Source organism: Kitasatospora sp. NPDC088391, from assembly GCF_044753345.1.
GTDB lineage: Bacteria > Actinomycetota > Actinomycetes > Streptomycetales > Streptomycetaceae > Kitasatospora.
The window spans coordinates 692,575-706,089 of sequence record NZ_JBIVNB010000002.1 but is presented as its reverse complement, the minus strand read 5'-3'; the positions used below and the strand labels follow the sequence as shown (position 1 = coordinate 706,089).

Annotated in this window: 12 protein-coding genes and 1 pseudogene; 7 read left to right on the top strand and 6 right to left on the bottom strand. The window is 75.8% G+C overall.

Annotated features, from left to right (window positions below):
- Positions 1–9: 9 nt before the first annotated feature.
- The 4 genes from allB to ACIQBJ_RS07545 form a co-directional block, all read right to left on the bottom strand.
- Positions 10–1,365 carry an allantoinase AllB gene (allB, locus tag ACIQBJ_RS07560; RefSeq protein ID WP_400705147.1) on the bottom strand — a complete coding sequence of 452 codons (1,356 nt, stop codon included), beginning with the start codon at positions 1,363–1,365 and terminating at the stop codon, positions 10–12.
- A gap of 112 nt (positions 1,366–1,477) precedes the next feature.
- Entirely contained in the window at positions 1,478–2,638 is a 1,161-nt protein-coding gene (locus ACIQBJ_RS07555; RefSeq protein WP_400705144.1) for a glycerate kinase, read from the bottom strand.
- Between the two features lie 332 nt (positions 2,639–2,970).
- Positions 2,971–3,867, bottom strand: coding sequence for a 2-hydroxy-3-oxopropionate reductase (locus ACIQBJ_RS07550; RefSeq protein ID WP_400705141.1), 897 nt, complete (start codon positions 3,865–3,867; stop codon positions 2,971–2,973).
- Positions 3,868–3,911: 44 nt separating this feature from the next.
- Complete coding sequence (locus tag ACIQBJ_RS07545) at positions 3,912–4,748, bottom strand: hydroxypyruvate isomerase family protein (protein WP_400705138.1); 837 nt, start codon at positions 4,746–4,748, stop codon at positions 3,912–3,914.
- A 185-nt stretch (positions 4,749–4,933) separates the two neighbouring features.
- Here ACIQBJ_RS07545 and ACIQBJ_RS07540 point away from each other — a divergent pair, with 185 nt between their 5' ends.
- From ACIQBJ_RS07540 to ACIQBJ_RS07515, 6 genes are all read left to right on the top strand, one after another.
- On the top strand, positions 4,934–5,212 hold the full coding sequence (locus ACIQBJ_RS07540) for a thiamine-binding protein (RefSeq protein ID WP_400705135.1): 279 nt from the start codon (positions 4,934–4,936) through the stop codon (positions 5,210–5,212).
- Complete coding sequence (locus tag ACIQBJ_RS07535) at positions 5,209–5,580, top strand: helix-turn-helix domain-containing protein (protein WP_400705132.1); 372 nt, start codon at positions 5,209–5,211, stop codon at positions 5,578–5,580. The genes ACIQBJ_RS07540 and ACIQBJ_RS07535 overlap by 4 nt, the downstream gene beginning before the upstream one ends.
- 219 nt (positions 5,581–5,799) lie before the next feature.
- Positions 5,800–6,303: a 2-oxo-4-hydroxy-4-carboxy-5-ureidoimidazoline decarboxylase gene (gene uraD, locus ACIQBJ_RS07530; RefSeq protein WP_400705129.1), complete on the top strand. Its 504-nt coding sequence runs from the start codon at positions 5,800–5,802 to the stop codon at positions 6,301–6,303.
- Between the two features lie 84 nt (positions 6,304–6,387).
- Positions 6,388–6,720, top strand: a complete 333-nt coding sequence (uraH, locus tag ACIQBJ_RS07525; RefSeq protein ID WP_400705126.1) for a hydroxyisourate hydrolase — start codon at positions 6,388–6,390, stop codon at positions 6,718–6,720.
- 31 nt (positions 6,721–6,751) lie between these two features.
- Positions 6,752–7,696, top strand: coding sequence for a factor-independent urate hydroxylase (pucL, locus tag ACIQBJ_RS07520; RefSeq protein WP_400705123.1), 945 nt, complete (start codon positions 6,752–6,754; stop codon positions 7,694–7,696).
- Between the two features lie 85 nt (positions 7,697–7,781).
- Entirely contained in the window at positions 7,782–9,164 is a 1,383-nt protein-coding gene (locus ACIQBJ_RS07515) for an 8-oxoguanine deaminase (protein ID WP_400705120.1), read from the top strand.
- Positions 9,165–9,268: 104 nt separating this feature from the next.
- Here ACIQBJ_RS07515 and ACIQBJ_RS07510 read toward each other — a convergent pair whose 3' ends face one another.
- Positions 9,269–10,540 (bottom strand): MFS transporter, encoded by a 1,272-nt coding sequence (locus ACIQBJ_RS07510; RefSeq protein ID WP_400705117.1) that lies wholly within the window; start codon positions 10,538–10,540, stop codon positions 9,269–9,271.
- A 56-nt stretch (positions 10,541–10,596) separates the two neighbouring features.
- Here ACIQBJ_RS07510 and ACIQBJ_RS07505 point away from each other — a divergent pair, with 56 nt between their 5' ends.
- A complete protein-coding gene (locus tag ACIQBJ_RS07505; RefSeq protein WP_400705114.1) occupies positions 10,597–11,595 on the top strand; it encodes a helix-turn-helix domain-containing protein in 999 nt (332 codons plus the stop codon).
- 7 nt (positions 11,596–11,602) lie between these two features.
- Here the strand turns inward: ACIQBJ_RS07505 and ACIQBJ_RS07500 are convergent.
- Positions 11,603–13,214, bottom strand: a pseudogene (locus tag ACIQBJ_RS07500) (TROVE domain-containing protein).
- Positions 13,215–13,515 lie beyond the last annotated feature (301 nt).

Sequence of the window (13,515 nt, the reverse complement as noted above, 5' to 3'; positions counted from 1 at the left end):
AGGGTCGGGTCAGGGGCGGGTGAGCGGGCGGCCGTGCGGCGCGCCGTCGGGGTCGACGGGGCGGCCGCGCAGCCAGGTGCGGCGGACCCGTCCGGTCAGGGTGCGGCCCGCGTACGGGGTGACGGGGTTCTTGTGGTGGAGCCGGTCGGCGTGGACGGCGAAGTCGGCGTCCGGGTCGAAGGCGACCAGGTCGGCGTCGCGGCCGGGGGCGACGGCGCCCTTGGCGCCGGTCAGGCCGACCAGGGCGGCGGGCCCGGCGGACATCCAGCGGACCACGTCGGCCAGGGTGTGGCCGCGGCGGCGGGCCTCGGTCCAGATCGCGGGCAGGCCCAGTTGCAGGGAGGCGATGCCGCCCCAGGCGGCGGCGAAGTCGCCGCTGCCGCCCAGCCGCCGGAGCAGTTTGAGGTCGGGGGTGGACGGCGAGTGGTCGGAGACCACGGCGGCGAACTCGCCGGCGGCGAGGGCCTGCCAGAGCAGGTCGCGGTTGGTCTCGTCGCGGATCGGCGGGCAGCACTTGAACGCGGTGTCGCCGTCCGGGACCTGTTCGGCCGTCAGGGTCAGGTAGTGCGGGCAGGTCTCGGCGGTGACCCGGACGCCGTCCGCCCGGGCGGCGCGCAGCAGCGGCAGCACGGCGGCGGAGGAGACGTGCAGGACGTGCACCCGGGCGCCGGTGCGGCGGGCCGCGTCGAGCAGCCGGGCGACGGCGGCGGCCTCGGCATCGTCGGGGCGGGAGGCCAGGAAGTCGCGGTAGCGGCCGCCGGGGACCTGCGGGGCGGCGGCCAGCACGGCCGGGTCCTCGGCGTGGACGATCGCCAGCGCGCCGAGCCGGGCCTGTTCGGCGAGCGCGGCCTCCAGGTCGGCGGGGGTGGCCAGGTGCGGGAACTCGTCCACCCCGGACGGGGCCAGGAAGGACTTGAACCCGAACACCCCGGCCCGGTGCAGCCCCTCCAGCTCGCCGGTGTTGCCGGGGACGGCGCCGCCCCAGAAGCCCACGTCGACCCAGGTCTGCCCGGCGGCGGTGCCGCGCTTGGCACGCAGCCCGTCGAGCGTGGTGGTCGGCGGGACGGAGTTGAGCGGCATGTCGACGATCGTGGTGACGCCGCCGGCCGCGGCGGCCTTCGTCGCGGAGGCGAAGCCCTCCCAGTCGGTCCGGCCGGGCTCGTTGACGTGCACGTGGGTGTCGACCAGGCCGGGCAGCAGCGCGGTGTCGCCGAGGTCGGTGAGCGGCAGGCCGTCGGCCGCCAGGGTGCCGTGCCCGGCGACCCGTTCGATCGTCCCGGCCCGGACCAGCACGTCGGCGGGGCGTTCGCCGTCGGGCAGGACGACCCGCCGGGAGCGGATCAGCGCGCTGTCGCCGAGGGGCACGGGGAACCTCCGAACGTCGGGAAGGACAGGGGTGGGTCGAAGGAGTGGGGGGAGCGTAGGCCCGCCTTCAACAAAACGTCAATGTGTGAACGTACGAGGCCACGGACGGTTGTCAGGCCAGCAGTTCGGCCGCCAGCCGCTCCCCCGCCAGCTCGGCCAGCTCGCCCGCCCGGGCCATCGACTCGGCCGGGTCGGCGGCCAGGTCGGCCAGCGCCAGCGCCCGGACGAAGCCCGCGCGGCGCCACTCCCGTTCGGCCAGCTCCAGCCGCCCGGCCACCGCCGCGACCGGCACCCCGGCCCGGGCCGCGGCCGCGGCCACCCCGGCCGGGGCCTTGCCGTGCAGGGTCTGCGCGTCCAGGCAGCCCTCCCCCGTCAGCACCAGGCGGGCGCCCCGGACCGCCCGGTCGAAGCCGAGCAGTTCCAGCAGCACGCCGATCCCGGGACGCGCCTCGGCCCCGAGCAGGGCCAGCGCCGCGAAACCGACCCCGCCGGCCGCGCCCGCGCCGGGCGCCTCCCGGACCTCACGGCCCGTCAGCTCCGCGACGGCGTCCGCCCACCGGGTCAGGCCCTGCTCCAGCACCACCAGGTCCGCGGCGTCCGCACCCTTCTGCGGGCCGTACACGGCGGCCGCCCCGCGCGGCCCCAGCAGCGGGTTGTCGACGTCGGACGCGACGAGCACCTCCACCCCGCGCAGGCCCTCCGCGAGCGGCCCCGGCTCCACCCGGGCCAACCGCCGCAGGGCGGCCCCGCCGGGCGGCAGCGGACGGCCGTCGGCGTCGTACAGCTCCGCCCCGAGCGCCTGCGCCAGGCCCGCGCCGCCGTCGGTGCAGGCGCTCCCGCCGAGGCCGAGCACCACCCGGGTCGCGCCCAGCGCGACCGCCTTGGCGATCAACTGGCCCACCCCGTACGAGCCCGCCGCCAGCGGCGCCGTCCGGCCGCCGGGCAGCCGGGCCAGCCCGGCTGCCTGGGCCAGCTCCACCACGGCGGTCCCGCCCTTCACCGCCAGCCCCGCGACCACCGGCAGGCCGGTCGGTCCGGCGACCTTCACCACCACCCGCCCGAACCCCGCCGCGAGCGCGGCCGCCAGCGTCCCCTCCCCGCCGTCGGCCACCGGCAGCTCCCGCACCTCCGCCCCGGGCACCGCCCGCCGGACCCCCGCCGCGAGGCGCGCGGCCGCTTCGGCCCCGTCCATCGAGCCCTTGAACTTGTCGGGGGCGACGACCACATGACCTCGCACGGGCGGACTCCTTCTGGCAGGCGGGACGGGAGACATCAGGGGCCCGGGGGAACTTCTCGGCAGGCGGGACGGGAGAAGCCAGGGGCCCGGGGGAACTTCTCGGCAGGCGGGACGGGAGAAATCAGGGGCCCGGGGAACGGCGGGGCCGAGAGGCTGATCGCCGGAACACAGCGGGGCGCCACGGGGCGTCGGCCAAAAGACCTCCGGCCCGAAACGGGGTAGCGCCTCGCAGCCCGTCGGTCACCAGCCACTCGGCACCGCCGTTCCCCGGGCCCCTGGAGCTTCGCTCCCCGGGCCCAGGACAGAGCTTCGCTCCCGGCGGGCCCGGAAGGGAGCTTCGCTCCCGCGAAGCCCGGCGGGCCCCTGGTTCACCCGAGCGGAGCGACCTCGCGGCCGGAGAGGCGTTCGACGCCGCGGAGGAGGGCCGAGTGGTCGAGGGGGCCGTCGCCGTTGGCGCGGGCGGAGGCGACGAGTTGGGCGGCGAGCGTGCCGAGCGGGAGGGGGGCGCCGACGGCGCGGGCCGCTTCGGTGACGATGCCCATGTCCTTGTGGTGGAGGTCGATCCGGAAGCCGGGGGCGAACTCGCGGGTGAGCATGTTGGTCTTCTTGCGGTCGAGCACCGTGGAGCCGGCCAGTCCGCCGCCGAGGACGTCGAGGGCGGCGGCGAGGTCGACACCGGTGTTCTCCAGGAAGACCACGGCCTCGGCGAGGACCTGGAGGTGGACGGCGACGATCAGCTGGTTGGCGGCCTTGACGGTCTGGCCCGCCCCGGCCGGGCCGACGTGCACGACGGTGGTGCCGAGCGCGTCGAACAGCGGTCGGGCCTCGGCGAAGTCGGCGGCCGCGCCGCCGACCATGACGGAGAGCACGGCCTCGACCGCGCCGGCCTCGCCGCCGGAGACGGGGGCGTCCAGGGTGCGGACGCCCTTCTCGGCGGCGGCCGCCGCGACCGCGACCGAGGTCTGCGGGGTGATGCTGGACATGTCGATGACCAGCGTCCCGGCGGGGACGTGCGCCAGCACGCCGTCCGGGCCGAGGAGCACCTGCTCGACCTGCGGGTCGGCGGGGAGCATGGTGATGACGACCTCGGCGTCGGCGACGGCCCCGGCGACCGAGTCGGCGCCGTGGCCGCCGGCGGCGACCAAGGCGTCGACGGGCTCCCGGGTGAGGTTGTGGCCGGTGACGTGGTGGCCGGCCCGGACCAGGTTGAGGGCCATGGGCCGGCCCATGATGCCGAGGCCGATGAAGGCGATCTTGCGGCTCATCGCGTGCGTGTCCTTGTCTGGGAGTGGCCGGGGGTGACGGGGCGTCAGCGCAGTTCGCGCGGCAGCCATCCGAAGCTGTCGGCGCTGGCGCCGCCGGCCGGGCGGTACTCCAGGCCGATCCGGCCCCGGTAGCCGGCGGCGGTGAGGCGGGCGAACAGGTCCTCGAAGTCGAGGTCGCCGGTGCCGGGTTGGTGGCGGCCGGGGGTGTCGGCGATCTGCACGTGGCCGATCCGGTCGGCGTGGCGGTCGATGACGGCGGCCGGGTCCTCGCCGTTGCGGGCGAGGTGGTAGAGGTCGCAGAGGAACCTGGCGTTGCCGAGTCCGGTGGCGGCGTTGACCCGGTCGACCACGTCGACGGCGGCCCGCGCGGTGACCAGCGGGTAGTCGGGGGACTCGGCGGAGTTGAGCGCCTCGACCAGCAGCACGGCGCCGATGCGGTGCGCGGCGTGCGCGGCCAGCACGAGGTTCTCCAGGGCGAGCGCGTCCTGCGCGGCCGGGTCGGCGCCCGGGACGCGGTTGCCGTAGAGGGCGTTGAGGGCGCCCGCGCCGAGGCGTTCGGCGAACCGGGCGGCGACCGGGAGGTTGGCCCGGAAGCGCGCGCTCTCGGCGGGCAGCGAGAGGGTGCCGCGGCCGCCGAGGGACAGGTCGTCGAGCAGGTTGAGGCCGGTCAGCCGGACGCCCGCGGTCTCGAACGCCGTTGCCAGCGCGTCGAGTTCGGCCGGGTCGGGGGTGGGGTCCGCGCCGAACGGCCACCAGAGCTCGGCAGCGGTGAAGCCGGCCGCGGCGGCCGCGGCGGGCCGTTCCGGCAGCGGGAGTTCGGCGAACAGGATGGACAGGTTGACCGTGAAGCGGTGCTGGGCGGCGGCGGTCACGTGGTTCACCTTTGCTCTCGCCTGCGGCTGAGTATTCCATGATGCGGAAGTTGAATTCTGCTTGACGGAAGCCTCTCCGCCGTCCGTCCGGACTGTCAAGGAAGCCCGCGACGTTTTGTCGGAGCAGCCGAACGGCGGCCGCCCGCCCGGCCGTCCGCTGTCCGATCGACCAGGCCGGTCGATAAGGTGAGCGGGTGCGATTGATGGTGGAGTTCACGACAGAGCCGTTCGAACTGGACGGTTTCCCCGAGCACGCCAGGGCCGCCCGCCGGGCGGTCGACGAGGCGGGCCTGGAGGTCGCCGTCGGGCCGTTCGGCACCAGCGCCGAGGGCGACGCCGAACCGGCACTGGCCGCCGTCGTCCGACTGCTGCGGGAGAGCCTGGCGGCGGGGGCGAGCCGGATCTCGCTCCAGGTCAGCGTGCTGCCCGCGGCGGACCCGGCGGAGGATGCCGCCGACGGGGGTGCGCGGTGAGCAGGGCCCCGCGCCACCCGCTGGCCGCGGCGCTGGAGCCGCTGCTGGCGGCGGTCGGCGCGACCGCCGTCGACCCGGCCGAGGCCCGCGCCGAGGACGTCGTCCTGGAGTGGGACGGCGCGCCTGCGGTGGCCGTCCGGCTGCCGCACCTGGGCAGCGCGCTGGACCGGCTGCTCGCCGAGATGACCCGCCAGTTCGACGGCCGGCCGCTGGACGGGCTGGAGCGCGCGGAGAAGCAGCGGGTGGTGGCCCTGCTGGAGGAGCGCGGGGCGTTCACCGTCCGGCACGGCGTGGAGACGGTCGCGTCGGCGCTCGGGGTCAGCCGGTTCACGGTGTACAACTACCTCAACCGGCAGGAGAAGGGCTGAGCCCGGCCGTTCGGCCCGCTCGACCGGTTCGACCCGCCCGCCCGCTCGACACGTTCCGCCCGCCCGGCCCGCGCGGTCCGTTCGGCGGATCGCACACGGCGCCGGACCGTCCGGCCGGGCGCCTCGGGACGGCCCCACAAACACTTCAACAAACTGTTGACGCTCCGTTGCGGCGGATCTAGCTTGTGCGGGTGGCACCAACCCCCAGGAGGTCCACCCGTGACCCAGCCACCCCCCGCCCTCGCCGCCCTGGCCGCCGCCGACCCGGCCGGGCTGCGGGAGATCCTGTTGGAGGTCTGCTCCAGCCCCGCCTGGGCCGCCGCCGTCGCGGCGTCCCGTCCCTGGTCGGACCGCGCCGAACTGCTCGCCGCCAACGCGGCGGCGACGTCGGGGCTGTCCGCCGCCGACCTGCGCGACGCGCTGGCGGGCCACGCCCGGATCGGCGCGCCGAAGACCGGCGACGCCGTCTCCGAGCGCGAGCAGTCCGGCGTCCGCGGCGCCGACCGGGCCCTGCTGGACGAGCTGCGCACGGCCAACGCCGCCTACGAGGCGAAGTTCGGCCACGTCTTCCTGATCTGCGCGACCGGCCGCACCGCGGCCGGAATGCTGGAGGCGCTGCGCGAACGCCTCCCGAACGACCCGGCCGCCGAGGCCGGGACGGTCCGGGGCGAGCTGCGCCGGATCAACGACCTCCGCCTCGGCCGACTGCTCGACGCGCCCTGACCGCCCGACCGGGCGTCATATCCTGACGGGTCGTCATCTTTTGTCGCCTGCAAGGCCCTTCCCGCCACCAGTGAGGTCCTCCCCATGACCGGCATCTCCACCCACGTGCTCGACACCAGCCTCGGCCGCCCGGCCGCGGGCGTCCCGGTCGAGCTGGCCCTGCGCACCGCGGGCGGCTGGACGGTGCTCGGCACCTCCGCCACGGACTCCGACGGCCGGGTCACCGACCTGCCGGCCGTGGCGGCGGGCTCGGTCGTCCGGCTGCTGTTCGACACCGCGGCGTACGGGGCGGGGCCGGACGGGCCGCCGTTCTTCCCCGAGGTGTCGGTCGTCTTCGCGGTCGCGCCCGAGCAGCGCCACTACCACGTGCCGCTGCTGCTCTCCCCGTTCGGCTACTCGGTCTACCGCGGAAGCTAGGTAGACCGCCTGGACCCCTAGGAGTCACGTCATGGCCCACGTGCTCGGCCAGAACCAGTACGGCAAGGCGGAGAACCGCATCGTCCGGGTGTACCGCGACTCCGCCCGGCACGAGATCAAGGACCTGAACGTCTCGGTCTCGCTGCGCGGCGAGTTCGAGGACGTGCACCTCACCGGCTCGAACGCCAACTGCCTGCCCACCGACACCACCAAGAACACCGTGTACGCCTTCGCCAAGGAGCACGGCATCGAGTCCGCCGAGGGCTTCGCGGTCCTGCTGGCCCGGCACTTCGTGGACAACACCGAGCGCGGTGTGGTGCACAGCGCCCGGATCAGGGTCGAGGAGTACGCCTGGGACCGGATCGGGCCGCCCGGCCCGGCGGACGCCGACCCGACGGACGCCGACGCGGCGGAGACCGGTACGGCGGAGTCCGGCCACTCCTTCGTCCGGGACGGCCGGGAGGTCCGCACCACCGAGGTGGTGTACGACGGCGACCGGTTCCGGGTGGTCTCCGGGCTCAAGGACCTGGTGGTGATGAACACCACCGACTCCGAGTTCTGGGGCTACATCAAGGACCGGTACACCACCCTGCGGGAGGCCCACGACCGCATCCTGGCCACCCAGGTGACGGCCCGTTGGGCGTTCGGCTTCCACGGCCGCGACGGCCTGGCCGCGCCGGACTGGAACCGCTCCTACCGGCAGGTCCGCCGGCACCTGCTGGCGGCCTTCGCCGACACGTACTCCTACTCGCTGCAGCAGACCCTGCACGCGATGGGGACCAGGGTGCTGAACAACTGCGCCGAGGTGGACGAGGTCCGCCTGGAGCTGCCGAACAAACACCACTTCCTGGTCGACCTCGAACCCTTCGGGCTGCGGAACGAGAACGAGGTCTACTACGCCGCCGACCGGATGTACGGCCTGATCGAGGGCACCGTGCACCGCGAGGGCGTCACCCCGGTCATACCGGTGGCCTGACCCGCCGTTCCCCCGGCGGGCGTGGCCCGAACCGCCGTTCCAGCAGGCCGGTGCCGCCGGCCGTTCCCCGCGAGGAGCTTCCCCCATGGCAGTCCAGCCCCCGGCCGCCGACCGGCGGACCGTGATCGAGAACGCCGCGATCGCCACCGTCGACGCGCGGGACACCGAGTACGCCCGCGGCCACGTGGTGCTGCTCGGCAACACGATCGAGTCGGTCGGGGACGGGCCCGCGCCCGCCGGGCTGGACGGCGTGGCGCGGCGGATCGACGGCGAGGGGCACCTGCTGACGCCCGGGCTGGTCAACACCCACCACCACTTCTACCAGTGGATCACCCGCGGGCTGGCCCAGGACGCCATCCTGTTCGACTGGCTGGTGGCGCTGTACCCGACCTGGGCCCGGATCGACGCGGACCTGGTGCGCGCCGCCACCCAGGGCTCGGCCGCCGCCCTGCTCAAGTCGGGCTGCACCACCGCCTCCGACCACCACTACGTGTTCCCGCGCGGCGCCGGCGACCTGCTCGGCGCCTCGATCGACGGGGTGCGCGAACTGGGCCTGCGGTTCACCGCGCTGCGCGGCTCGATGGACCGCGGCCGGAAGGACGGCGGACTGCCGCCGGACCACGCGGTCGAGGACACCGACGAGATCCTGGCCGCCTCCGAGGCCGCCGTCGACCGGTGGCACGACCCCTCCCCCGGCTCGATGCTGCAGGTCGCGCTGGCGCCCTGCTCGCCGTTCTCGGTCTCCACCGAACTGATGCGGCAGTCCGCCGAGTTGGCCCGCCGCAAGGGGGTGCGGCTGCACACCCACGGCTCGGAGACCGCCGAGGAGGAGGAGTTCTGCAAGCAGCTGTTCGGGATGGGCCCGACCGACTACTTCGAGTCGACGGGCTGGCTGGGCGAGGACGTCTGGATGGCGCACTGCGTCCACATGAACGACTCCGACCTCGCCAAGTTCGCCGAGACCGGCACCGGCGTGGCGCACTGCCCGTCCTCCAATGCTCGCCTGGCCGCCGGGATCGCCCGGGTGCCCGCCATGCTGGCCGCCGGCGTCCCGGTCGGCCTGGGCGTGGACGGCACCGCCTCCAACGAGTCCGGCGAGCTGGGCACCGAGCTGCGCAACGCGCTGCTGATCAACCGGCTGCACGGCCGCCCCGACGCGCTGACGGTCCGTCAGGCGCTGCGGCTGGGCACCATGGGCGGCGCCCGGGTGCTGGGCCGCCAGGCCGAGATCGGCTCGATCGAGCCCGGCAAGCTCGCCGACCTGGCGCTGTGGAAGGTCGACGGCGTGCTGCACTCCTCGATCGCCGACCCGGTGGCCGCCCTCGTCCTCGGCGCGCTCCCGCCGCTGACCGCGCTGTTCGTCAACGGCAACCCGGTGGTCGAGCACGGCCGCCTCAGCACCGTCGACGAGGACCGGATCGCCCGCACCGCCGCCCGCGCCGCCCGCACCCTGGCCGCCCGCGGCTGACACCCCTTCCCGCCCCGGGGGCCCGCCGCCAGGGACGACGGCGGACTCCCGGCCCACGGCCCCGGACCCCGGCGAAGGGTCCGGGGCCGACCACGCCCGTCCCGCTATGCCGCGACGGCGGCCCGGGGCCCGGTCACCCCGCGGGTCGCCAGGGGAATCGTCAGGCCCGCCGCCGCGAGCAGGGCGCCCAGGACGGCCCAGCCCGCGACGCCGTGGGCGAGGACGGTGGCGGTGACGACCAGCGGGCCGATCACGTGCGAGCCGGCCTGGCCGCTCATGAAGACGCCCTGGTACTCGCCGTGCGCGGCCGGGTCGGCCAGGTCGAGGCTGAGCGTCCAGCCGCCGGCCGAGGTGAGCAGTTCGGCCAGGCTGTGCAGCAGCACCCCGGCCAGCAGCAGCGCCACCGCGAGGGCCACGCCCCGTCCGGCGGCCGCCGCGTACACCAGGCAGGCCGCGCCGAGCAGCACGCCGCCCCGGGCGCAGGCCCGCGCGGCGCTGCGCAGGTCGGTGACGCCGCGCCCGGCCCGGACCTGGAACAGCACCACCGTCAGGCAGTTGACGATGCCGACCACCGCGACCAGGGCGCGCGGCGCGCCGGTGTGAACGGCGATCCACAGCGGGATGCCGATCTCCAGCATGGCGAACTGCAGCTCCAGCACGGCGTGCAGGAACGCCACCAGCAGGTAGCGCCGGTCGGCGAGCGCGGTGCGCGGCCGGGCCCGGCGGTCCTGCGGCCCGGCGGGGTTCCCGGCGTCGGGGCGGGCGGCGTCGGGGCGGGCGGAGCCGGGGAGGCCGCGCAGCAGCAGCGAGGTGGCGGCGAAGCTGGCCGCGTCGAGGGCGAGCACCACGGCGTACCCCCAGTGGCTGTCCTCCTGGAGGGCGAAGATCGCGCCGGTGCTGCCGATCACCAGTCCGGCGTTCATCACCGAGCGCAGCAGGGCGCGGGACCTCACTTGGTCCTCGGCGGGCAGCAGGTGGGCGATCAGCGCGCTGCGCACCACGACGGCGCCGCGTTCCAGCACGGTGGCGACCACGATGGCCACCGCGAACGCGGCGAAGCCGTGCACCACGGTGTAGGCGAGCACGGCGAGGCCCTGGAGCGGGCCGAGGACGTACAGCAGGCGGCGGTGGCCGACCCGGTCGGCGAGCCGCCCGAACGGGACGCCCGCGAGCATGCCGGAGACCCCGGCGAACGCCATGCCGGTCGCCAACTGGGCGGCGCTCAGGCCGACCTGCCGGGTGAAGTAGAGCGCGCTGACGGAGTAGTAGAGGCCGTTGCCGACGGTGTTGACGGCGGTCAGCACGGCGAGCCGGCGCAGGACGGGGTCGGCGGGCAGCAGGGAGCGGCGCCCGGCGGGCGCGACGGTGGCGGTCATGGCGGTCAGGACACCAGGGTTCCCAACGCCCCGGCACTCTTTTACCGTGGGGGTCAATGTTCGAGTTCTCCTTCGGCGTGGACGATCTCGCCACCACCTGGATCACCTATTCGCCCCTGCAGGAGGCGGTGTTCACGCTGCGGGCCCGGCGGCGGCCCGCGGCGTACCCGCACTACCGGCGCTGGACGGCGTCCTGGGAGGACGGCTACCGCTCGCTGGACACGGCGCTGCTGGACGCCCTGGTGACGCCGCGGGTGTGGGTGCCGGACTTCCTGACGCCCCGTCCGGCGGTGCGGCGACCGTCCTTCGAGAGCGAGTTGGCGGTGCTGGCGCGGACGCCGCCGGCCGAGGCGGCGGCGGACTTCCTGGCCGCGTACCGGGGCGACGGGGCGCCGCTGCCGCCGGTGGTGGCCGAACTGCTGGACGATCCGGCCGAGTTGCCGGCCCGCTGCGCGCGGGTGCTGGCCGCCTACTGGGAGCGCTGCCTGCTGCCGCAGTGGTGGCCGCGGGCCCGGGCCGTGCTGGAGGCCGACCTGGCGCACCGGGGGCGGATGTTCGCGGAGCGCGGCGCGGAGGGCCTGTTCGCCGACCTGGCGCCCGAACTGTCCTGGCGGGACGGGGTGTTGCGGCTGGACGACCCCGATCCGCGGGTGCGCGCGCTGGGCGGGCGGTGCACCCGGGTGGCGGGGCGCGGGCTGGTGCTGATCCCGGCCCTGTGCGGCGGCCGGGCGCACACCGTGATCAGTCCGGACGGGCCGCCGGCGATCAGCTACCCGGCCCGCGGGCAGGCGCTGCTGGGCGAGCGGCCGCCGCTGCGGGTGCCGGACGCGCTGGCCGAGCTGATCGGCCCGCCGCGGGCCCGGCTGCTGGTGCTGCTCGACCAGCCGGCCTCGACCACGGCGCTGGCGCACCGGTTGGAGGTGACGCCGGGCGCGGTCAGCCGCCACCTGTCCGCGCTGGCCGCCGCGGGCCTGCTGACCCGGACCAGGAGCGGCCGCTCGGTGCTCTACGCCCGCTCCGCCCTCGGCGACTCGCTGGCCGGGGGCGGAGCCTGACGCCCCGTCACTCGCCCTGCCGCTCCCACGGCCAGGCGGCGTTCCGTCCGGCCTCCAGCAGCGGGATCAGGCGGAACGCGGCGTCGGTGAGGCCGCCGAAGGTGTGCCGGCGGGCGCCGCCGGACGGGGCGTGCCCGGTCCGGTAGCCGGCCAGGTTCCAGGTGTAGACCGGGACGTGCGCCGGGACGGCCTCCAGCGGGTCGTGCCGGAAGTCGCCGTACGCCTGCTCGTCGGTGACGATCACCACCCGGTCGTGGCGGCGGTAGTGGGCGCGCACCGCCGCGGCGGTGTTGGTGCCCCAACACCGCCGCGGCGGTGTTGGTGCCGCCGAGGTCGCCGAACCGGTCGACCACCTTGAGCACCGACTCGGCCCGCTGCAGCCGGACCGGCCGACTGCCGGTGCCGAACTCGACCAGGTCGGCGTCGGCGGCCCGGAGGGCGAGCGCGGTGCCGAACACGGCCGCGGTGTCGGCCCGGTTGAGCTGGGTCTGCTCGCTCGGCCGGTCGAACATCGAGCCGGAGCGGTCGACCAGGACGAGGGTGCGGCCGGGCAGCACGGGGACGTTGGCCAGCGAGTGCCGCAGCGCCGTCTCCAGCGCGTGCCCCCAGCGCAGCGAGGGCGCGTGCCGGTACGCGGCCAGGTAGCGGAACGGGAACTGGCGCGAGCGCCGGACCTCCTCGGGGTCGGAGATCCGTCGGGCGACCCGTTCGGCGACCTGGTCGGACACCCCGGCCCGGTCGAAGTTGCGCAGGTTGCGCACCAGCGCCATCGGGCCCATCGAGGGGATGACGGCCGTCCAGACCTCGGCGTCCAGCGGGCCCTGCAGCCAGCCGGCCAGCGCCTCCCAGGTCAGGCCGGCGGCGGCCAGCGCCTCGGCCCCGCCGGGGCCGGTGACGACGGCGCGGCGCTGCGCGACGGGCAGCGCCATCAGCTCCCGGTGGGCCGTCAGCACGGCGTCGCCGGACGGCGGGACGGCCTCGTCGGGGCGGTGCCGCCGGTCGAGCGCGTACCGGAACAGCTCGCCCTGCCACGGCTTGTCGCGGTGCGGCGAGGGGTGGGTGAGCTCCAGCACGTCGCCGAACCGGAAGCCCTTCCCGGCGGTGTCGTACTTGAGCAGGGCGCGGCTCCCGTACAGCCGGGCGGCGGCGTCGGCGACGCCGCGCTTGACGGGCTTGGGCAGGGCGCGGCCGTAGCGGGACGTCCAGTAGGCGAGCATCTCGCCGGGTTCGTCGGGGCGCTGCAGGACGGCGTCGACCGCCTGCCGGGAGTGGCCGGGCAGGCCGGCGGCGAGCCGGGCGCGGGCGAACTCGGCGGCGCCGACCAGCGCGGCGGTGCGCATCGCGGCGCCGTCGCGCAGCCAGCGCAGCAGGCCGAGCGTCCACTCGGGGTCGGCGACGGCGAGTTCGCGCACCAGCGCGGTGTAGCGGTCGTCGCGGGCGCCGCCCTGCTCGTAGAAGGTGTCCTGGCCGACCAGGTTGGCGACGGCGAGCAGGAAGAGTTCGGACTTCCGGTCGCGCAGGAAGCCGGGGCCGCCGCCGTGGTTGGCGGTGGTGCGCCCGGTGGTGGCGACGGGCGAGGTCGGGCCGCCCGTGGGGCGGCGGTGGTTGAAGCGGGCCATGGCGGACTCCTCTCCTGCGGCGAGGCGTGCCGAACCGGGGCGTCCGAGGTCGGGCCGGCCCGGTGGGCCGGCCGCGGCGGGGGTGCCTTTCCGGCGCTCTACCAGCTGAGCTACCGGCGGCACGCGCCGCCGTCCGGGACTCGAACCCGGGACTGCCGGAACCAGAAGTAACCCCCGCCCGCGCACCGGACGCCCCGGCACGGTGCCTCCCGAGATCGAAAGCGGCGCCGGTGGTTTCGTTGGAGGAAGTAACCGGCGCCTGCGCACCGGGAGGTGGCAGTGGTGTGAAGTTGGGTGTCCG